16 protein-coding genes are annotated in these 18,751 nt (G+C 63.3%); 11 read left to right on the top strand and 5 right to left on the bottom strand.

What is annotated here, in order from left to right; genetic code table 11:
- Positions 1–48: 48 nt before the first annotated feature.
- From guaA to ACOZJV_RS24080, 4 genes are all read left to right on the top strand, one after another.
- Entirely contained in the window at positions 49–1,626 is a 1,578-nt protein-coding gene (gene guaA / locus ACOZJV_RS24095) for a glutamine-hydrolyzing GMP synthase (protein ID WP_078472012.1), read from the top strand.
- A gap of 146 nt (positions 1,627–1,772) precedes the next feature.
- On the top strand, positions 1,773–2,660 hold the full coding sequence (locus ACOZJV_RS24090; RefSeq protein ID WP_421548677.1) for a M24 family metallopeptidase: 888 nt from the start codon (positions 1,773–1,775) through the stop codon (positions 2,658–2,660).
- A gap of 267 nt (positions 2,661–2,927) precedes the next feature.
- Complete coding sequence (locus ACOZJV_RS24085; RefSeq protein ID WP_421548676.1) at positions 2,928–3,209, top strand: hypothetical protein; 282 nt, start codon at positions 2,928–2,930, stop codon at positions 3,207–3,209.
- 2 nt (positions 3,210–3,211) lie between these two features.
- A complete protein-coding gene (locus ACOZJV_RS24080) occupies positions 3,212–3,733 on the top strand; it encodes a helix-turn-helix transcriptional regulator (RefSeq protein WP_421548675.1) in 522 nt (173 codons plus the stop codon).
- On the opposite strand, the gene treR is transcribed toward ACOZJV_RS24080, so the two are convergent.
- Positions 3,730–4,434, bottom strand: coding sequence for a trehalose operon repressor (treR, locus tag ACOZJV_RS24075; RefSeq protein ID WP_020298497.1), 705 nt, complete (start codon positions 4,432–4,434; stop codon positions 3,730–3,732). The two genes, ACOZJV_RS24080 and treR, sit on opposite strands and share 4 nt — an antisense overlap.
- Positions 4,435–4,787: 353 nt before the next feature.
- On the opposite strand from treR, the gene treP reads away from it, so the two are divergent.
- The 5 genes from treP to ACOZJV_RS24050 all read left to right on the top strand — a co-directional run bounded on the left by treP (position 4,788) and on the right by ACOZJV_RS24050 (position 12,194).
- On the top strand, positions 4,788–6,230 hold the full coding sequence (treP, locus tag ACOZJV_RS24070; protein ID WP_078471995.1) for a PTS system trehalose-specific EIIBC component: 1,443 nt from the start codon (positions 4,788–4,790) through the stop codon (positions 6,228–6,230).
- 77 nt (positions 6,231–6,307) lie between these two features.
- Positions 6,308–7,957, top strand: a complete 1,650-nt coding sequence (gene treC / locus ACOZJV_RS24065; protein WP_421548674.1) for an alpha,alpha-phosphotrehalase — start codon at positions 6,308–6,310, stop codon at positions 7,955–7,957.
- Positions 7,958–8,067: 110 nt separating this feature from the next.
- Positions 8,068–9,291, top strand: coding sequence for a maltoporin (locus tag ACOZJV_RS24060; RefSeq protein WP_078471993.1), 1,224 nt, complete (start codon positions 8,068–8,070; stop codon positions 9,289–9,291).
- A gap of 60 nt (positions 9,292–9,351) precedes the next feature.
- A complete protein-coding gene (gene ptsP, locus ACOZJV_RS24055) occupies positions 9,352–11,892 on the top strand; it encodes a phosphoenolpyruvate--protein phosphotransferase (protein WP_421548673.1) in 2,541 nt (846 codons plus the stop codon).
- A 2-nt stretch (positions 11,893–11,894) separates the two neighbouring features.
- The gene (locus tag ACOZJV_RS24050; protein WP_078471991.1) at positions 11,895–12,194 is read left to right on the top strand and encodes a PTS transporter subunit EIIB; all 300 of its coding nucleotides are present in this window, start codon (positions 11,895–11,897) and stop codon (positions 12,192–12,194) included.
- 65 nt (positions 12,195–12,259) lie between these two features.
- Here ACOZJV_RS24050 and ACOZJV_RS24045 read toward each other — a convergent pair whose 3' ends face one another.
- From ACOZJV_RS24045 to ACOZJV_RS24030, 4 genes are all read right to left on the bottom strand, one after another.
- Positions 12,260–12,616, bottom strand: coding sequence for a hypothetical protein (locus ACOZJV_RS24045; protein ID WP_078471990.1), 357 nt, complete (start codon positions 12,614–12,616; stop codon positions 12,260–12,262).
- 103 nt (positions 12,617–12,719) lie between these two features.
- Positions 12,720–14,165, bottom strand: coding sequence for an amidase (locus tag ACOZJV_RS24040; RefSeq protein WP_421548672.1), 1,446 nt, complete (start codon positions 14,163–14,165; stop codon positions 12,720–12,722).
- A 99-nt stretch (positions 14,166–14,264) separates the two neighbouring features.
- Positions 14,265–15,371 carry a polyamine ABC transporter substrate-binding protein gene (locus ACOZJV_RS24035; protein ID WP_421548671.1) on the bottom strand — a complete coding sequence of 369 codons (1,107 nt, stop codon included), beginning with the start codon at positions 15,369–15,371 and terminating at the stop codon, positions 14,265–14,267.
- 98 nt (positions 15,372–15,469) lie between these two features.
- Positions 15,470–16,495 (bottom strand): AraC family transcriptional regulator, encoded by a 1,026-nt coding sequence (locus ACOZJV_RS24030; protein ID WP_421548670.1) that lies wholly within the window; start codon positions 16,493–16,495, stop codon positions 15,470–15,472.
- Between the two features lie 272 nt (positions 16,496–16,767).
- Here ACOZJV_RS24030 and ACOZJV_RS24025 point away from each other — a divergent pair, with 272 nt between their 5' ends.
- Positions 16,768–18,144 (top strand): multicopper oxidase family protein, encoded by a 1,377-nt coding sequence (locus ACOZJV_RS24025; RefSeq protein ID WP_421548669.1) that lies wholly within the window; start codon positions 16,768–16,770, stop codon positions 18,142–18,144.
- Positions 18,144–18,641: a tRNA adenosine(34) deaminase TadA gene (gene tadA, locus ACOZJV_RS24020; protein ID WP_421548668.1), complete on the top strand. Its 498-nt coding sequence runs from the start codon at positions 18,144–18,146 to the stop codon at positions 18,639–18,641. The genes ACOZJV_RS24025 and tadA overlap by 1 nt, the downstream gene beginning before the upstream one ends.
- Positions 18,642–18,751 lie beyond the last annotated feature (110 nt).

Genomic DNA, 18,751 nt, shown 5'->3' with positions numbered 1-18,751 from the left:
TGTTTCTGAATCACGACTGTTACTGATTGACTTAGACGAGACTGAATCATGGCCCTCGATATTCACGCTCACCGCATCCTGATCCTCGACTTCGGTTCGCAATACACCCAACTGATTGCCCGCCGCGTGCGTGAGATCGGCGTGTACTGCGAACTGCATCCGTTCGACATGGACGAGGATGCCATTCGCGAATTCGCTCCAAAAGGCGTGATCCTCGCCGGCGGTCCCGAGTCCGTGCACGAAGCCAACAGCCCTCGCTGCCCGCAAGCCGTGTTCGACCTGGGCGTCCCGGTCTTCGGTATTTGCTACGGCATGCAGACCATGGCCGAGCAGTTGGGCGGCAAGGTTGAAGGTTCCGAGTTGCGTGAGTTCGGTTACGCCCGGGTTGATGTGGTCGGCAAGAGCCGCCTGCTCGACGGCATCGAAGACCACGTTGACGCCGATGGCCTGTTCGGCCTCGACGTGTGGATGAGCCACGGTGACAAGGTCACCAAGATGCCGGAGGATTTCCACATCCTCGCCAGCACCCCGAGCTGCCCGATCGCCGGCATGTTCAACGATGCTCGCGGCTACTACGGCGTGCAGTTCCACCCGGAAGTGACCCACACCAAGCAGGGCGGTCGCATCCTCTCGCGCTTCATCCTCGACATCTGTGGCTGCGAAGCGCTGTGGACCCCGTCGAAAATCGCTGAAGACGCCATCGCCCAGGTTCGCGCCCAGGTCGGGACCGACAACGTCCTGCTCGGCCTGTCCGGCGGTGTGGACTCCTCGGTGGTTGCCGCGCTGCTGCACAAGGCCATCGGCGACCAGCTGACCTGCGTCTTCGTCGACAACGGCTTGCTGCGCCTGCACGAAGGCGAGCAAGTGATGGCCATGTTCGCCGAGAACATGGGCGTCAAAGTGATCCGCGCCAACGCTGAAGAGCAGTTCCTGAACAATCTGGCTGGCGAAAGCGACCCGGAGAAGAAGCGCAAGATCATCGGCCGCACCTTCATCGACGTATTCGATGCCCAGTCCAACAAACTGGACAACATCAAGTACCTGGCCCAGGGCACCATCTACCCGGACGTGATCGAATCGGCTGGCGCCAAAAGCGGCAAGGCCCACGTGATCAAGTCCCACCACAACGTGGGTGGCCTGCCGGAAGAGATGAACCTCAAGCTGGTAGAACCGCTGCGCGAACTGTTCAAGGACGAAGTCCGTCGTCTGGGCCTGGAGCTCGGCCTGCCGTATGACATGGTCTACCGTCACCCGTTCCCGGGTCCGGGCCTGGGTGTGCGCATCCTCGGCGAAGTGAAGAAGGAATACGCCGACCTGCTGCGTCGCGCCGACCACATCTTCATCGAAGAACTGCGCAAGGCCGACTGGTACCACAAAGTCAGCCAGGCGTTCGTGGTGTTCCAGCCGGTGAAATCCGTAGGCGTTGTTGGCGATGGCCGTCGCTACGCCTGGGTCGTGGCCCTGCGTGCCGTGGAAACCATCGACTTCATGACCGCGCGTTGGGCACACCTGCCTTACGAGCTGCTGGAAACCGTCAGCGGCCGCATCATCAATGAAATCGAAGGCATCTCCCGCGTGACGTATGACGTGTCGAGCAAGCCGCCGGCGACCATTGAGTGGGAATGATCCCGTCGTCTCACCCAAGTGAGAGCGTCGTGAAGCGGATGAGCGTTTGCTAGTTCGCAAGGAAGGCTCCTGATCGCAAGATCAGGGGCCTTTTTTTTAACCATACGGGCTGTCCACCGAGGCAGCCTGCGGATAGGGATGTTGCGATGAGTCTGTTCAGCAAGGTACTGCACACCCTGGGCCTGGCGGGGACAGCTCCGGAGTCGCCCGGCGCAGTGGTGGCGCCACCCCTGACACGCTTTGATCGTTTTGCAGCTGATAATCGGCAGGCCTTTGAGCTGATCGGCGCCTTGCCGGAGGAGCAGATTGTGGCCGAGGAGCGGCGGCTCGCGGCCGAGGTGACGGAGATTCTGCGGTCGCTCAAGCCGCTGATTGGCGAGGGCGTATCGCGCCTGGAGATCCAGGAGCATGTGCTGCAGCAACTGGACAGCCGCGACCTGTTGCCTGCGCTGGTGGGCTACAAGGGTTACCCGGCGGCAGTTCCGGTGTCGGTCAACGCTGAACTGATCAGCGTCCCCCCTTCGGAAAAACTGTTGCCGGCCAGTGCGCTGGTCAAGGTCGAGGTCATGGTTTCATCGCGCAAGGGGTATGGCGCGCAGTCCTGGACCTTTGCCACGCCTGACGCCAGCGCTGAGCAACTGCGCTTGCTGGCCTGTGCCAAGCAGGCGCTGGAGCAGGGGCTGAGGCAGGTGCGAGCAGGGGCGCCGGTGGGTGATATCGGCGCCGCCATCCAGGATGTGCTGGATGCCCAGGGCTTCAGTGCGGTGGCTGAGTACTGCGGCTACGGCATGGGCCGGCAGCGGATCCAGGAGCCTCAGGTCCTGGGTTATCGCGCGGCCGGGAATAGTGCACCGATGGTGGCCGGGCAGGTATTGAACGTCCAGGTGCTGGCCAAGGCCGGGAGCCGCGCTATCCGGATCAGGGCCGATGGCTGGAGCGTGCTCGCTCAGGACCGAGGCGATGGTGTGGTGTTGAGCGCCATGATTCGGGTCACCGAAGACGGGGCGGAGCGCCTGAGCCGATTCGTCGACTGATCGCGTTCAGTTGACGTACACATGGCGATCTCACCTGGGGTGGATCGCCATTTGTGTTTCCAGGTATTGGAAATACGCGGTTTTCCAGGGTTCGTGCAATACCAGGAAAGACATTGCCCCCGCCTGCCTCTGGGCTGCTGTGTACCCTTTGAGCCTCACCCCTGCTGTTTGCGCCTGGCGGCGGATTGTCCGTCGAGCGGGTAGGTTTGATCTTTTTGTGGTTGTCAGTTGACAACCATTCATTGCTGGCGATACTGGAGGCCACGGATGGCTCGTGCAATTCATCCCAAGAAAGACATCGAGATGGCGTTGCGTTACGCCGAGTGGCAGGGCTGGCGTGTGGAGGTGGGGGGCAGCCATGCCTGGGGCAAGCTTTATTGCCCCTACAACAGCGAGCTCTGTCGTTGCGGCGCGTTTTGCATCAGCAGCATCTGGTGCACGCCGAAGAACCCGGGTAATCACGCCCGGGCGTTATGCCGGGTGGTCGACAACTGCACCCTCAACCAGATGCGTGGCGCCAAGCCCGTATCCCATGGCCGGGAGTCATGATTATGGAATACCTGTTCACCCTGACTTACCTGTTGCCCGCCGACGATTGCGAGGTCGATGCCTTGATCGAGCGCCTGGGGGCTGCAGGTTGTGATGATGTGCTGATGGGCAGCGGGCTTGCAGGGCGCCTGGCCCTGGAGTTCTGCCGCGAGGCCGAGAGTGCGCAAGCGGCGTTGTTCAGCGCGTTGGGTGATATCAAGCGCCTGATCCCCGGCGCGCGGCTGGTGGAGGCGAGCCCGGATTATGTCGGCTTGAGCGATATCGCCGACCTGGTCGGGGTTTCCCGGCAGAACATGCGCAAGTTGATGCTCACCCATGCCGCCACCTTTCCGCTGGCGGTGCATGAGGGCAGCGCTTCGTTCTGGCATCTGGCGGAGGTCTTGAGCTGGCTGCAAGCCAAGGGCGGCTACGTGCTCAAGCAGCCGATGATCGAAGTGGCGCGGGTGGCGCAACACGTGAATACCCACAAGGAGTCTCAGCGCATCGGGCCGCTGAAGACCGAGTTGCTGGTCTTGATCGGCTAACGGCGGGCGACATCCGAGAAGTAGAACTTGTCCAGGGTATGCCGTGATTCGGTGTACTCGAACTGGCGGCCATCCTGCAGGAAGGTCTGGTTGCTGACCACGATCACATGGCTCTGGCCATCGAGGTCGAGGTGCTGCTGGTCGTCCTTGCTGCGGGGAGTGGCCTCGATGGTGCGTTGGGCGTAGCTGATCTGCAATTGCAGGGTCTGCTCGATATAGGCGTAGATCGAGTGCTCGGCAATCTGCCGGTCGAGCCCGGGAATCAGTTCGGCGACAAAGTGGTTGATGTCGAGAATGACCCGTTTCCCGTCGATGCGCCGTACCCGTTTGATCCGAGTGATCAGGCTGCCTGGCTCGGCTTGCAGGTGTTCGGCCAGCGCGCCTTCGAGAGGGAACTGGCTGAACTCCACGACTTCGGTGCTGACATCGTTGCCCAGGCGCGGGTAGGTTTCCTGAAAGCTGACGATGCCGCCCAGCTGGAACTCGATCGGGTTGGGCGAGAGCACGAAGGTGCCTTTACCGTGGATCTTTTGCGCGAAGCCGCGTTCCTGGAGCTGTTCGATGGCTTTGCGGACGGTGCCGCGACTGGCCTGGTAGCTGTCCATCAACTCGGTTTCGGAAGGCAGGCGGGCGCCGCGTTGCAGGCGTTCGGTGGTGATACTGGCAAGCAGATCGGTGTAGATCTGGTTGTATTTGCTCATGGGATGGCTCTATGCCGGGCTGTGCTCAAGGCAGGAACCTTAAGGGCAGGCTCCCGGTTTGTCCATCCGCCGGGCCGTGCAGCTGCTTGCATGCAGGCGCTTCCAGGAGCCTCTGGCGCAGGCTGCGGCGCGCCAGCAGCGGCAGGCTTGTCTCAGGGCCCACGCGTGCTGAAAACCGCCTGGAACGCCTGGTATCGGCCCTCGACCCGATAGCTGCGCGGAACAGGGCGGGACGGTTTCAGAATAGACAAAATCAAACTCGTCTGTACGAGTTGTTGCTTTAACTCGTACAGACGAGTACTTTTCGCTTCGGCGTGCTGCCAATAACAAAAAACCAGAGCGGACGAACAAGCATGAGCCACAACTATTCGAAAATCGCCAGCGAGATGCTGCACAGCCTCGGTGGCGCAGAAAATATTGAGCAGGCCGCGCATTGCGTCACTCGCCTGCGCCTGGCCCTCAAGGACCCGAGCCGGGTAGACAGCGCAACGTTGAACCAGATCGACCTGGTCAAGGGATCGTTTTTCACCGGTGGCCTGTTCCAGGTGGTGATCGGCCCCGGCGAGGTGGAAAAGGTCTACGCCGCCTTGCGTCAACTGACGGGTTTGGCCGCGGCCACCATTGCCGATGTGAAGCAACGGAGCGCCGACAAGATCAACCCCATGCAGCGCCTGGTGCGGGTGTTCTCCGATGTGTTCATGCCGATCCTGCCGGCCCTGATCATCGCGGGCCTGCTGATGGGGGTGAACAACCTGATCGGCGCCAAGGGCATGTTCATCGAGGGCCAGACCCTGCTGGAGGCTTACCCGACGCTCGATGGCGTGTGGAGCCTGATCAACCTGATGGCCAACACCTCCTTTGTGTTCCTGCCGGCGCTGGTGGGCTGGTCGGCGGCCAAGCGTTTTGGCGGCAGCGAAATCCTCGGCATCGTCCTGGGCCTGATGCTGGTGCATCCGGACCTGCTCAATGCCTGGAACTACGGCAAGGCCGTGGCCGGGCTGGACGGCCAGAGCCTGCCGTACTTCGACATCCTCGGTTTGTTCCAGATCGAGAAGGTGGGCTACCAGGGGCAGATCCTGCCGATCCTGCTGGCGGCCTACGTCATGAGCGTGATCGAGAAATGGCTGCGGGCTCGGGTGCCGAATGCCATCACGTTGCTGGTGGTACCGATCACCACCATCGTGGTCACCGGGGTGCTGGCGCTGGCGATCATCGGCCCGGTGACCCGTCACCTGGGGATTCTCATCACCGAAGGCGTGGTCACCTTGTTCGACCTGGCGCCAATGGTCGGCGGGGCGATTTTCGGTCTGCTCTACGCACCGCTGGTGATTACCGGCATGCACCACATGTTCCTGGCGGTGGACCTGCAATTGATCTCCACCCAGGGCGGCACCTTTATCTGGCCGATGATCGTCATGTCCAACCTGGCCCAGGGCAGCGCGGCGCTCGCGGTGTTCACCATGAGCCGCAATGCACGGGATCGCAGCATGGCGTCGACTTCGGCAATTTCCGCTTACTTCGGCATCACTGAACCGGCGATGTTCGGCGTCAACCTGCGCTACAAGTTTCCGTTTTATGCCGCGCTGATCGGCTCGGCGCTGGGCAGCATTTTCCTTTCGCTGAACAAGGTCCAGGCCTCGGCGATCGGGGTCGGCGGCCTGCCGGGTTTCATCTCGATCATCCCGCAGTACATCCCGATGTTCGTGATCGGCATGGTCGTCGCCCTGGTCGTGCCCTTCGCGCTGACCTGCGCCTTGAGCCTGAAGATCATTCGCCCGGGGTATCGCGTTGCTTGATGGCCGCCGCGTGCCGGGGCACGGAACGCAAGCGGCAGCACAGGTTTTATTGAATTCGATTTCTTGAGGAAACCGCCATGCAAGACTGGCAGCGTTCGGTGATCTACCAGATCTACCCGAAGAGTTTTTACAGCCACTCAGGCCAGGCCACCGGTGATCTGTTGGGGGTGGTCGACAAGCTCGACTACCTGCATTGGCTGGGTGTCGACTGCCTGTGGCTGACCCCGTTCCTGCGCTCGCCGCAGCGTGATAACGGCTATGACATCAGCGATTACTACGCCATCGACCCGAGCTACGGCACCATGGCTGATTGCGAGTTGCTGATCAGCGAGGCCGACAAGCGCGGCATCAAGCTGATGCTGGACATCGTGGTCAACCACACCTCCATCGAGCATGCCTGGTTCCAGCAGGCCCGCAGCAGCCTGGACAACCCTTATCGCGACTTCTACATCTGGCGCGACCAGCCGAACAACTGGGAGTCCAAGTTCGGCGGCTCGGCCTGGGAATACGAGGCGCAAACCGGGCAGTACTACCTGCACCTGTTCGACCACACCCAGGCCGACCTGAATTGGGACAACCCCAGGGTGCGGGCCGAAGTGTTCAAGATGATGCGCTTCTGGCGCGACAAGGGGGTCGGTGGGTTCCGCCTGGACGTGATCAACCTGATTTCCAAACCGGCCAACTTCCCCGAAGACAGCAGTGACGGTCGGCGCTTTTACACCGACGGCCCAAACGTGCACAGCTATCTGCAAGAGATGCACCGCGAAGTCTTTGCCGGGCATCGCTTGATCAACGTCGGTGAGATGTCTTCCACCAGCCTTGACCACTGCATCCGCTACTCGCGTCCGGATTCGCAGGAATTGTCGATGACCTTCAACTTCCACCACTTGAAGGTGGACTACCCGAATTTGCAGAAGTGGGTGCGTGCCGATTTCGACTTCCTTGAACTCAAGCGCATCCTTTCTGACTGGCAAACCGGGATGCAGGCCGGCGGCGGCTGGAACGCGTTGTTCTGGTGCAACCACGACCAGCCACGGGTGGTCTCGCGGTTTGGCGATGACGGCGAGCATCGCGTGGTGTCGGCGAAAATGCTCGCCACCGCGCTGCACTTTCTCCAGGGCACGCCGTTCGTGTACCAGGGTGAAGAGCTGGGCATGACCAATCCGGGCTTTGACAGCATCGACCAGTACCGAGACGTCGAGACCCTCAATATCTATCGCCTCAAGCGCGAAGCCGGTGAGTCCGAGGCATCGAGCATGGCGGCGATCATGCAGAAGTCGAGGGATAACGGGCGCACACCGATGCAGTGGAACAGCCAGGCCAATGCCGGATTCACCAGCGCCGAGCCCTGGATCGGCGTTCCGGCCAATGCTGCGCAGATCAACGTCGAGGGCCAACTCGAAGACCCGGCCTCGGTGTTGCGTCACTACCGTGGGCTGATTGCCTTGCGTCGCAGCGAACCGTTGATTCAGCACGGCCAATACTGCCAGTTGCTACCCGAGCACCCTCGGGTCTGGGCCTACCTGCGTGAGGGGGAGGGCGAGCGGTTGCTGGTGGTGAACAACTTCTACGGCACCCACTGCGATGTCGAGTTGCCGGAACAGGCCATCGGCGACGCGGCGCAGCAACGGCTGCTGATCAGCAACTACGACGATTGCCCGCCACGCACGCGGCAGTTGTCGTTGCGACCTTATGAATCGTTCGTCCTGCACCTGATCGATCGCTAGCAACATCCCCCGGCCAGTGAACCCGGTGTGCCTGGCACGCCGTGGGCTTGCTGTTGCCAGCGAGCGCCTGCCGGGGCAAACCAAACACAATAAAAATAATGGGGTGGCTTATGAAAACAACAATAAATCGCGGCCTTGCTGCGTCCTGCGTGTGCCTGGCCTTGCCGTTCTCGGCCCAGGCCCTGGAGTTTGCCGGGTACATGCGCAGCGGCGTAGGGACATCGGTCAACAGCAGTTCGCAGTCCTGCTTCCAGTTGCCCGGTGCCCAGTCCAAATACCGGTTGGGTAACGAGTGCGAGCAGTACGCGGAGCTGGAGCTGCGCCAGGATCTGTACACCCTCGACGACGGTTCGGTGCTCAGCGTCGATGGCATGGCTTCGCTGTACAACCGCTACGATCGCAACCTGACCTTCCAGGGCGAAAACGGTGCGGCGCGCATGCCGCAGATGTACGCCCAGTGGTCGAACATGCCCAGCCTCAACGGCGGTTCGCTGTGGGCCGGGCGGCGTTACTACAAACGTAACGATATCCATATTTCCGACTTCTACTACTGGAACCAGAGCGCCACCGGCGGCGGTATCGAGGATGTGCTGATTGGCGATCTGAAATACAGCTACGCCTTTTCGCGCAAGGACAACCTGTACCAGAAGGACGCCATCAATCGGCACGACTTCAACGTTTCCGGGTTTGATACCAACCCCGGCGGCGAGCTCGAGTTCGGCCTGAGCTACATCGACAAGCCCGACCGTCGCGATGCCCACCGCGGCTGGGCGATCACGGCCCAGCACGTGCAGAAGAACTTTCTCGGCGGCAAGAACAAGCTGGCCCTGCAGTACGGCGAAGGCCCGGGCACCGGGCTCGGCTACACCGGCGACGTGCACCTGGACGACAACAACAAGAGCTACCGGCTGGTGGAGTTTTTCGACTGGCAGGTGACCCCGCGTTTTGGCGGCCAGGTCGAAGCGGTCTACCAGAAAGACATTCGCCCTGACGGCAATGACCAGAACTGGATTTCCCTGGGAGTCCGCCCGGCGTACGCCATTACCGAGCAATTCAAACTGGTCACCGAACTGGGCCACGATCAGGTGGAGGCCCCCGGCGGGACGCGTAAGCTGAGCAAGTTCACCTTCGCCCCGACCTGGTCGCCCAAGGGCCCGGATTTCTGGGCGCGCCCGGAAGTGCGCCTTTACTACACCTATGCCAGTTGGAACGAGGCGGCCAAGCGCGCGGCCAATGAATTGGCGGCGGGCTCGGCCCTCTCCGACACCGGGGCCTTTGGCACCGCGCGGCATGGGGCGAACGTCGGTCTGCAGGTCGAGTATTGGTGGAAATAAGCGAGGCCTGCGGGGCTCGCGCTCCATCGGCATCCATACGAACAAACAGCAGGTGAAGTCATGGCCACAACCCAACAATTGCAACTGCTGGCACCGCTGTCCGGGGTGCTGATGCCCCTGGACCAGGTGCCGGACCCGGTCTTTTCCAGCCGTGTGATCGGTGACGGGGTGTGCATCGATCCGACCTCGCAGACCCTCTGCGCGCCGCTGGCCGGGGTTATCAGCAACCTGCAGCACAGCGGCCATGCGCTGAGCATTACCAGCGAGCACGGGGTCCAGGTGCTGATGCACATTGGCCTGGACACGGTGAACCTGGCCGGCCAGGGCTTTACCCGGCGGGTGGAGGAAGGCCAGCGGGTCGAGGCCGGCCAGCCGCTGATCGAGTTCGATGCCGATTACCTCGCCCTCAACGCCCGTAGCCTGTTGACCCTGATGCTGGTGGTAAGCGGTGAGCCGTTCAGCCTGCTGACCCCGGGCCTGATTGCCGTGGAGGCTGGCCAGCCGTTGTTGCGCCTTGATGCCGGCGAGCAAGGCGCAGATGTGGCAGAGCAGACTGAGTCGGGCACTGCGGTGTTTTCCAGGCCCGTCAGCCTGCCCAACCCCAACGGCTTGCACGCGCGGCCGGCGGCGGTGTTCGCCCAGGCGGCCAAGGCCTTTGGCGCGAGCATTTATTTGCATAAACAGCAGAGCAGCGCCAACGGCAAATCCCTGGTGGCGATCATGGCCTTGCAGACCGCCTACGACGACAAGGTGCAGGTCAGCGCAGTGGGGGCGGATGCCGAAGCGGCGATCGCGGTGCTGTCCGAACTGCTGCTGGCCGGCTGCGGCGAGGCGGTCAGCACGGTGTTCGCTGCCCCGGCCAGCACACCGCTCGCGCCGCTGTCGCAGACCTTGCTGCGTGGGGTGTGTGCGTCCGCAGGTTCTGCGTTTGGCCAGGTGGTGCAGGTGGCTGAACAGCACCTCGACATTATCGAGACGGCCACTGACCCGCGCCGCGAGCAGGCAACGTTGCAGCGTGCCCTGGGCGAGGCGACCCAGGCCCTGCAGAGCCTGGGGGAAAACGCCAGCGGCCAGGTCCAGGCGGAAATCTTCAAGGCCCATCAAGAACTATTGGAAGACCCCAGCCTGTTGGAACAGGCCCAGGCGCTGATCGAGACCGGCAAGAGCGCGGCCTTTGCCTGGAACAGCGCGACCCGCGCCACCGCCGAGCTGTTCACTCGTTTGGGTAGCAGCCTGCTGGCCGAGCGTGCGCTGGACCTGGCCGATGTCGGGCAGCGGGTACTGAAGCTGATTCTCGGGGTGGAGGACCGCGACTGGGTCCTGCCGGAGCAGGCGATCCTGATTGCCGAACAACTGACGCCTTCCCAGACCGCCGGGCTCGATACCCGCAAAGTGCTGGGGTTTGCCACCGTGGGCGGCGGCGCCACCAGCCATGTGGCGATCCTCGCTCGGGCCCTGGGCTTGCCGGCAATCTGTGGCCTGCCGGAACAGGTATTGGCCGTGCCCGCCGGTACGCGGGTGTTGCTGGATGCCGACCAGGGTGAGCTGCACCTGGACCCCGAGCTGGCGGCGATCGAGCGCTTGCAGGCGCGACGTCAGCAGCAACAGCAGCGCCATCAGCAGGATGTGCAGCAGGCAACCCTGGCCGCGGTGACTCGCGACGGGCACCACATCGAGGTGACGGCCAACGTCGCCTCGCTGGCCGAAACCGAGCAGGCCGTCAGCCTGGGTGGGGAAGGCGTGGGTCTGCTGCGTTCGGAGTTTCTGTACCAGCAGCGCAGCGTCGCTCCCAGTCATGAGGAGCAGGCAGCCACCTACAGCGCCATCGCCAATGCACTGGGGCCGCAACGCAACCTGGTGGTGCGGACCCTGGATGTCGGTGGCGACAAACCCCTGGCTTACGTGCCGATGGACAGCGAAGCCAACCCGTTTCTCGGCATGCGCGGGATCCGCCTGTGCCTGGAGCGTCCGCAACTGCTGCGCGAGCAATTGCGCGCAATACTCGCCAGTGCCGGCCTGGCGCGGCTGCACATCATGCTGCCGATGGTGACCCAGCTGTCGGAGCTGCGCCTGGCGCGGCACATGCTTGAAGAAGAGGCCCGGGCGCTGGGGCTGCAGGCGCTGCCCAAGCTGGGAATCATGATCGAAGTGCCGGCCGCGGCGTTGCTCGCGGATCGGTTTGCCCCCGAGGTGGATTTCTTCTCCATCGGCACCAACGACCTGACCCAGTACACCCTGGCCATGGATCGCGACCACCCACGCCTGGCGAGCCAGGCCGACAGCTTTCACCCGGCGGTATTGCGCCTGATCGCCAGCACCGTGCAGGCCGCCCATGCCCACGGCAAATGGGTTGGGGTGTGCGGTGCCCTGGCGTCGGAAACCCTGGCGGTGCCGCTGCTGCTGGGGCTGGGGGTGGATGAGCTGTCGGTCAGCGTGCCGTTGATTCCGGCGATCAAGGCGACGGTTCGCGAGGCGCTGCTGCAGGATTGCCAGGCCCTTGCCGAGCAGGTGCTGAACCTGGAAAGCGCCGAGCAGGTGCGTGAGGCCTTGCATCGGCATCAGGCGCTCGCGGCGGTTACCTCATTGGTTGTGGAGAACTGAATATGTTCGAGAAATTGCAGCGAGCGTTCTGGAAGGCCCTGACGCCGGATCTGATTCCGGAGACGGCGGGCGTTGCGCTTCCAGCCCAGGGCGATAGCGGGTTGAATCCGGCGGTGCTGGCGGCCCTGGGCGGCAGTGACAACCTCAAGTCGCAACAACCCTTGGCCCTGACCCGGGTGCGCGTGGAACTGCGCGACCCGAGCCAACTGGACCCCGTGGCGCTGGTGGCGGCCGGGGTGCCGGGGATCATGCCCCTGGCCGGTGGCGTGGTGCATTTGCTGCTGGGGCTGCGGGCCGGGTGAAACACCGGCCGGGCCCTTGGCCACAGGCGGGCGTTTCGCTCGCCCGGGGCCAGGCCCGCCAGGGTTTATTCACAGCGTTGGTCGATCTGGCTGCTGTAGCGGCGCGGAGTGCTTTTGCGAGGGCGCTCCATCGGCGTGCTGCGGGGGCTTCTCCAGACATCGATCACCGCTCGGCCATGGGCCAGCCCGGCGTCCAGGGCGGCCTGGCTCGTCGAGTAGTCGTGCCCATAGGGTGGGCAGGCAAAGTGCACCGAGAAGCAGGTGTGCTGGCCTTGCCCGGAAATCCGTCCGATGTAGCTGAAGGTCTCGCTGCTGTCGGCGCACCCGAAGTCCGGCGAGCCGGGCTCCTTCAGGATCATGACGTAGATGTCATGTTCAAAATGGGTGTGTTGGTACCAGCAACCGGAAATTCCATGTTCCATTGTCTTATTCCTCGCATTCTGCTGTTTCGCTATCGCGAAAATCGCTCTGCTTGAGCCCCGGAACCACGACCAACCTCTGGCCGATTTCCGCTGCTCCCCTGGATCACTGCGTGGCTGCGGGCAGCCCTGCAGGTGTATCAAATACGGTCAATGACGTGCGTTTCTCCAGCTCGCGGGCGGCGCGCAGCACCAGGTCGTCGCGACCGAAGCGGGCAATGATCTGCAAGCCGATGGGCAGGCCGTCGGGCGTCAACCCGCACGGAATGCTCAGGGCCGGTTGCCGGCTGAAATTGAACGGGAACGTGGTCGGCTGCCACATCATCGAGACCTCGGCCGGCCAGTCCGGCGGCATGCTGTGCTCGATGGCGAACGGCTCGACCATGGTGGTCGGTGTCAGCAACAGGTCGTAATCGCTGAGAAAGTCGTGCAAGCCCTTGGCGACCGAATTGCGCTCTTCCACCGCGCAGGCGTAGGTCAGGGCATCGGTGCGGCGCGCTCGGGCCTGGCAGTCCAGGAGAAAGTCACCGGCCAGGTGCTGGTGCTCGATGGGCAGCTCGCTGGCCATGGCCCGGGCAACCTCGACCGGCCAGGCGTCCAGATAACGCGGCGCCGGGTTGCCGATATCCGGCGACGCCTGGACCAGGGTCGCTCCAGCCTGCTCCAGCAGCGTCGCGGCTGCCTGGCAGGCGCGGGCAATGTGCGGGTCGACATGGGCCGCGTAGCCCAGGTCGAGGCTGAAGGCGATACGCAGGCCGCTTACGCCGTCTTCGATGTTCGGTAAAAAAACCGGAGTGGCATGGGGCCAGGCGAAGGGCTCCCGCGGTTCGTGTTCGCTCATCAACTCCAGCAGCAAGGCGATATCGCGCACATGGCGGGCGATCGGGCCTTCGGCCGCCATGCCCCCCGGGTCGATACTCGGATAGCCGGAAATCAGTCCATGGCTGGGCTTGAACCCGACCACCCCGCAGAAACTCGCTGGCGTGCGGATCGAGCCGGCCGCATCGTTACCGGTCGCCGCCGGAGCGAAGCCCGCCGCGACCCCGGCGGTACTGCCGCCACTGCTGCCACCGGCATGCAGTTCAAGGTTCCATGGGTTACGGGTGATGCCGGTCAGCGGGCTGTCGGTCAGGGGCGTACTGCCCAGCTCGGGCAAGGTGGTCTTGCCGATGAAAATCGCCCCGGCCCTGCGCAGCTTTTCCACCAGGCTGGCGTCGCGGGTCGCGGGTGCCGCATCAGCCAGGGCCCGGGATCCGTTACGCGTATACCAGCCGGCAATGTCGGTGTTGTCCTTGATCAGCAGGGCAATGCCATCGAGCCGGCCCTGTGGGGTGCCCGCCGCCCAGCGCGCGGTCGAGGCCTGGGCTGCCCGCATCGCGTTCTGGTCCTGGCGCTCGCAGACCGCATTGAGCAGGGGATCGAGACGGTCCATGCGCGCCAACAGGGCCTGCAACAGGTCGACAGGGGTGAAGCGCAGCGTGGCAAAGCCATCGAGCAGGGCCTCGATCGACAACAGGTGCAGGGCAGGTTGGGGCAACACAGGCAATGGCATGGGCACGACTTCAATCATGGGAGCCCGCACGCCAGGCGCGGGGCACCGCAATAGTTATAGAGCCGCCCGGTACCCGTGGGTACGAGGCGGATGGGCACTTCAGCGTCCGCTGGTGACCTTGACCCAGGTGCGCGTGCGCACACGCTCGACCTTGGCCGGCAACGGCTTGAGCGGGAACAGCAGGGTCATGGCTTCGCTGGATGGGTACAGGTCAGGGTTGTCGCGCAGCGACTGATCGACCCAAGGCAAGGAGTCCTTGTTGCCGTTCGGGTAGCCGACGAAGTTGCTGATGGAAGCAGTGACCTGGGGTTCCAGCAGGTAGTTGAGGAACGCATGGGCGGTGTCGACATGCTTGGCGCCGGCAGGGATGGCCACGGTGTCGAACCAGATCAGGGTGCCTTCCTTAGGAATGCGCATCTCGATGTGCACGCCGTTCTTGGCTTCGTTGGCGCGGTTGGCCGCCTGCAGGAAACCGCCGGAGTAGCCGACCGCGACGCAGATGTTGCCGTTGGCGATGTCGCCCATCCACTTGGCGCTGTGGAAGTAGCGGATATAAGGCCGCAGCTTGAGCAGCAGGGCTTCGGCCTTGCGGTAGTCTTCGGGGTTCTGGCTGTTCGGGTCCAGACCGAGGTAGTGCAGGGCCAGGGGCAGCATTTCGGTCGGCGAGTCCATGAAGGTCACACCGCACTGGCTGAGTTTCTTCAGGTTTTCTTCTTTGAACACCAGGTCCCAGCTATTGACCGGCGCATCCTCGCCGAGCAATTGGGTGACCTTGTCGCGGTTGTAGCCGATCAGGTTGGTGCCCCACATGTAGGGGATCACGTAGCGGTTGCCGGGGTCGCTCTGCTCCAGCAGCTTCATCACGGTCGGGTCCAGGTGCTTCCAGTTCGGCAGCAGGCTGCGGTCCAGGGGCTGGAAGGCGCCGGCGGTGATCTGTTTGCTGACAAAACTGCTGGACGGCACCACCACGTCATAACCGCTGTTGCCGGTCAGCAACTTGGCTTCCAACACTTCGTTGCTTTCGAAAATGTCGTACTTGACCTTGATCCCGGTGCTGGCTTCGAAATCCTTGATGGTGTTGGGCGCGATGTATTCCGACCAGTTGAAAATATTCACGGTGCGCTCGGGGGCGGCGCTGGCGCTCTGCGAGGCGGTCAGTGCAAGGCCCAGTGCCGCGCTGGCAAACAGGGTGTGCAGGGATTTCATTCGACGACTCCATGTCTTGGATGAGCGGAGAGATCCGCGCGTCCATTCTTGGTCGGAATGCAATCGGAGAGAATGTTGCTAACGGTCAATAACGGTTCTTAAGCGTCATTTAACGGCCCGGACTGGCCGGCCAACTGCCTGAAACGGCCCGGGGCGACGCCGCTCCAGCGCTGGAAGGCATGACGGAAGCTGGCGGTTTCCTTGAATCCCAGCGCCTCCGCTATGCGGCATACCGACAGGTTCTGCTGGGCCAGCAATTGCTTGGCCTGCTTGTAGCGCAGTTCGTCGAGCAGCTTCTGGTAGCTGCTGTCCTGGGCGCGCAGGCGCCGGCGCAGGGTGCTGGGGGAGCAATGCACCTGCCGCGCCAGGCTGTCGAAGTCCGGCACGGCATGCAGCTGTTCGCTGAGGATGCGCCGCACCTGGTCGATCCATGCGGGGCGAGCGCTGAGTTCCTCGTTGAGCTCGATGCAGCGTTCGAGCATGCCGCCGTGGGTCACCAGATCGGCCAGGGGCAGGCGTCGGTCCAGCCATTCCAGGTCGAAACCGATGGCGTTGCGCCCGGCGTTGAAGTGCACCGGGCAATTGAAGGCCTGTTCGTAGGCGTCCAGGTAATCCGGTTGCGGGTGCACGAACTGCGCCTCGCGCAGAGGCAGAGTGCACCCCAGCAGGTCCTGGCAGGTGACCCGGAACGAGGACATGCAGAAGTCGGTGTTGAACACCTCAAGCTCCGGCGATTCGCTGTACTGATCGGCGGTCAGCCAGGCCAGCCCGTCGCGGATCTCCAGGCCCAGGCGGAAGAACGTTCCCAGCAGCAGCGGATAGCGCAGCGCCAGGGTCAGGCCCTCGCGCAGGTTGGCGCTGGTCAGCAGGGTCAGGCCGAACATGCCGTAGGCCGAAATATGCAGGCAGCGCCCCAGGGCCAGCCCCAGGTCCTGGCGAAACGCCAGGGCGTTGGCGAATACCCGCAGTTCCTGGCCGATGTTGATCAGGCTATTGGGCAGCTCGACGTCCGACAACTGGATACCGCTGCCTTCGAGCAGCACCTCAGGGGGCACCTCGGTGCCGCGAAATGCGTCGAGCACGGCCTGAGTCGTATGCAATGTGGTCAGGCGCAATGCCGCCATGACTGACCTCTGAACGGGTAAGGGAGCATGACTTTAGGGGCTCGACGCGTCAGGTTCAATTGATCAGGGCCAATCAGTGGATGCCAAGGGCGTATTTGTTCGGACTGAATCGTTTAATCCGGTGTTTATTGTCACCTTGGCACAGCGCTTCGCCGGTGTTGTGCCCCTGCGTCCTGTCGCCGCGCTGCCCTTACTGTTTCTCAACTGCGGGTGTATCGTATTCGCCTTTTGCGGGCTCAGGCCTGCCGTAGATACGTGAGGTAGTTGAGTCCATGTCCTTTACCCGTCGACAAATACTCGGTGGTCTGACCGGTCTTGTAGTGGTTGGCGTGGGAGCAGGAGGGGCGTCGCGCTATTGGCTGGGGAAAATGGCCGATGCCGAGGCCGGCCACGATTACCAGTTGATCGCCGCGCCCCTGGATGTCGAGTTGGTGCCGGGGCACAAGACCGAGGCCTGGGCGTTCGGCCCTTCGGCGCCGGGCACCGAGCTGCGGGTGCGCCAGGGCGAATGGCTGCGGGTGCGCTTCATCAATCACCTGCCCGTGGCCACCACCATTCACTGGCACGGTATCCGTCTGCCGCTGGAGATGGACGGCGTGCCCTACGTCTCGCAACTGCCGGTGCTGCCGGGGGAGTTCTTCGACTACAAGTTCCGCGTGCCGGATGCCGGCAGCTACTGGTATCACCCCCATGTGAACAGCAGCGAGGAGCTGGGGCGTGGCCTGGTCGGCCCGCTGATCATCGAGGAGCGCGAGCCCACCGGGTTCCAGTACGAGCGCACCCTGAGCCTGAAAAGCTGGCATGTCGATGAAGTCGGGGCCTTCGTGCCCTTCAGCATTCCCCGCGAGGCGGCCCGAGGCGGCACGGCCGGGCGCCTGTCGACCATCAACGGTGTGTCCCAGGCGGTGGTCGAGCTGCCGGCCGGGCAGATCACCCGGGTACGCCTGCTCAACCTCGACAACACCCTGACCTACCGGATCAACATTCCCGGGGTCGAGGCGCAGATCTATGCCCTAGATGGCAACCCTATCGAACCGCGACCCCTGGGCAAGGAATACTGGCTGGGCCCGGGCATGCGCATCTGCCTGGCGATCAAGGCACCGCCGGCGGGTGAAGAGCTGTCGCTGCGCAATGGCCCGGTGCGCCTGGGCACCTTCCGTTCGGTGGTCAACAACGACGCCCCGACCTCTTGGCCGCCGACCTTGCCGGCCAACCCGATTGCCGAGCCCGACCTGGAGAACGCGGAAAAGCTCAACTTCAACTTCGAGTGGGTTGGCTCGGTTTCGGTGAACGTGGACAATGGCAAGCCGCCCAGCCTGTGGCAGATCAACGGCAAGGCCTGGGACATCACCGACAAGACCTGCGCCGACCGCCCGATTGCTACGCTGAAAAAGGGCAAAAGCTACATTTTCGAATTGAAGAACATGACCCAGTATCAGCACCCCATCCACCTGCACGGCATGAGCTTCAAAGTCATCGCCTCAAACCGGCACACAGTGATCCCGTATTTCACCGACACCTACCTGCTGGGCAAGAACGAGCGCGCCCGGGTGGCCCTGGTGGCGGATAACCCGGGGGTGTGGATGTTCCACTGCCATGTGATCGACCACATGGAAACCGGCCTGATGGCCGCCATCGAGGTCGTCTGATGCGACAGATTCGTCCGGCCCGGATCATCGACCGCAGCCGCGATCAGGACTTCATGCGTGAAGCCCTGGTCCTGGCCGCACAGGGCGCGGCCCTGGGCGAAGTCCCGGTGGGGGCGGTACTGGTGCTGGACGGTGAGATCATCGGGCGGGGCTTCAATTGCCCCATCAGCGGCAGCGACCCCAGCGCCCATGCCGAGATGGTCGCGATCCGCGCGTCGGCCCAGGCACTGGACAACTATCGGCTGCCGGGCAGCACCCTCTACGTGACCCTGGAGCCGTGCAGCATGTGCGCCGGCCTGATCGTGCACTCGCGCATTGCCCGGGTGGTCTACGGCGCGCTGGAGCCCAAGGCCGGCATCGTGCAAAGCCAGGGACAGTTCTTCAGCCAGGGTTTTCTCAACCACCGGGTGCTGTTCGAAGGCGGGGTCCTGGCCGAAGAGTGCGGCACCGTGCTGAGCGAATTCTTCAAGGCGCGCCGGGCCAAACCGGCCCTGTGACCTGTGGCGAGGGAGCTTGCTCCCGCCGGGCTGCGCAGCAGCCCCAAACCAGCCTTCACATGACTTCAGTCGGACCGCGCTTGCCGAAACCGGGAGGGCTGCGCCCTCCA

Origin of the sequence: Pseudomonas sp. QD4 (genome assembly GCF_049199125.1) — a bacterium.
Lineage (GTDB): Bacteria > Pseudomonadota > Gammaproteobacteria > Pseudomonadales > Pseudomonadaceae > Aquipseudomonas.
The sequence above is the reverse complement of the archived record's forward strand: the minus strand, read 5'-3'. Positions and strand labels throughout refer to the sequence as shown.

Coding starts and splice junctions, on each gene's coding strand:
- tadA (WP_421548668.1), top strand. CDS start 18,144: ATGCGACAGATTCGTCCGGCCCGGATCATCGACCGCAGCCGCGATCAG.
- ACOZJV_RS24050 (WP_078471991.1), top strand. CDS start 11,895: ATGTTCGAGAAATTGCAGCGAGCGTTCTGGAAGGCCCTGACGCCGGAT.
- ptsP (WP_421548673.1), top strand. CDS start 9,352: ATGGCCACAACCCAACAATTGCAACTGCTGGCACCGCTGTCCGGGGTG.
- ACOZJV_RS24090 (WP_421548677.1), top strand. CDS start 1,773: ATGAGTCTGTTCAGCAAGGTACTGCACACCCTGGGCCTGGCGGGGACA.
- treP (WP_078471995.1), top strand. CDS start 4,788: ATGAGCCACAACTATTCGAAAATCGCCAGCGAGATGCTGCACAGCCTC.
- ACOZJV_RS24045 (WP_078471990.1), bottom strand. CDS start 12,616: ATGGAACATGGAATTTCCGGTTGCTGGTACCAACACACCCATTTTGAA.
- guaA (WP_078472012.1), top strand. CDS start 49: ATGGCCCTCGATATTCACGCTCACCGCATCCTGATCCTCGACTTCGGT.
- ACOZJV_RS24040 (WP_421548672.1), bottom strand. CDS start 14,165: ATGCCATTGCCTGTGTTGCCCCAACCTGCCCTGCACCTGTTGTCGATC.
- treC (WP_421548674.1), top strand. CDS start 6,308: ATGCAAGACTGGCAGCGTTCGGTGATCTACCAGATCTACCCGAAGAGT.
- ACOZJV_RS24025 (WP_421548669.1), top strand. CDS start 16,768: ATGTCCTTTACCCGTCGACAAATACTCGGTGGTCTGACCGGTCTTGTA.
- treR (WP_020298497.1), bottom strand. CDS start 4,434: ATGAGCAAATACAACCAGATCTACACCGATCTGCTTGCCAGTATCACC.
- ACOZJV_RS24035 (WP_421548671.1), bottom strand. CDS start 15,371: ATGAAATCCCTGCACACCCTGTTTGCCAGCGCGGCACTGGGCCTTGCA.
- ACOZJV_RS24080 (WP_421548675.1), top strand. CDS start 3,212: ATGGAATACCTGTTCACCCTGACTTACCTGTTGCCCGCCGACGATTGC.
- ACOZJV_RS24060 (WP_078471993.1), top strand. CDS start 8,068: ATGAAAACAACAATAAATCGCGGCCTTGCTGCGTCCTGCGTGTGCCTG.
- ACOZJV_RS24085 (WP_421548676.1), top strand. CDS start 2,928: ATGGCTCGTGCAATTCATCCCAAGAAAGACATCGAGATGGCGTTGCGT.
- ACOZJV_RS24030 (WP_421548670.1), bottom strand. CDS start 16,495: ATGGCGGCATTGCGCCTGACCACATTGCATACGACTCAGGCCGTGCTC.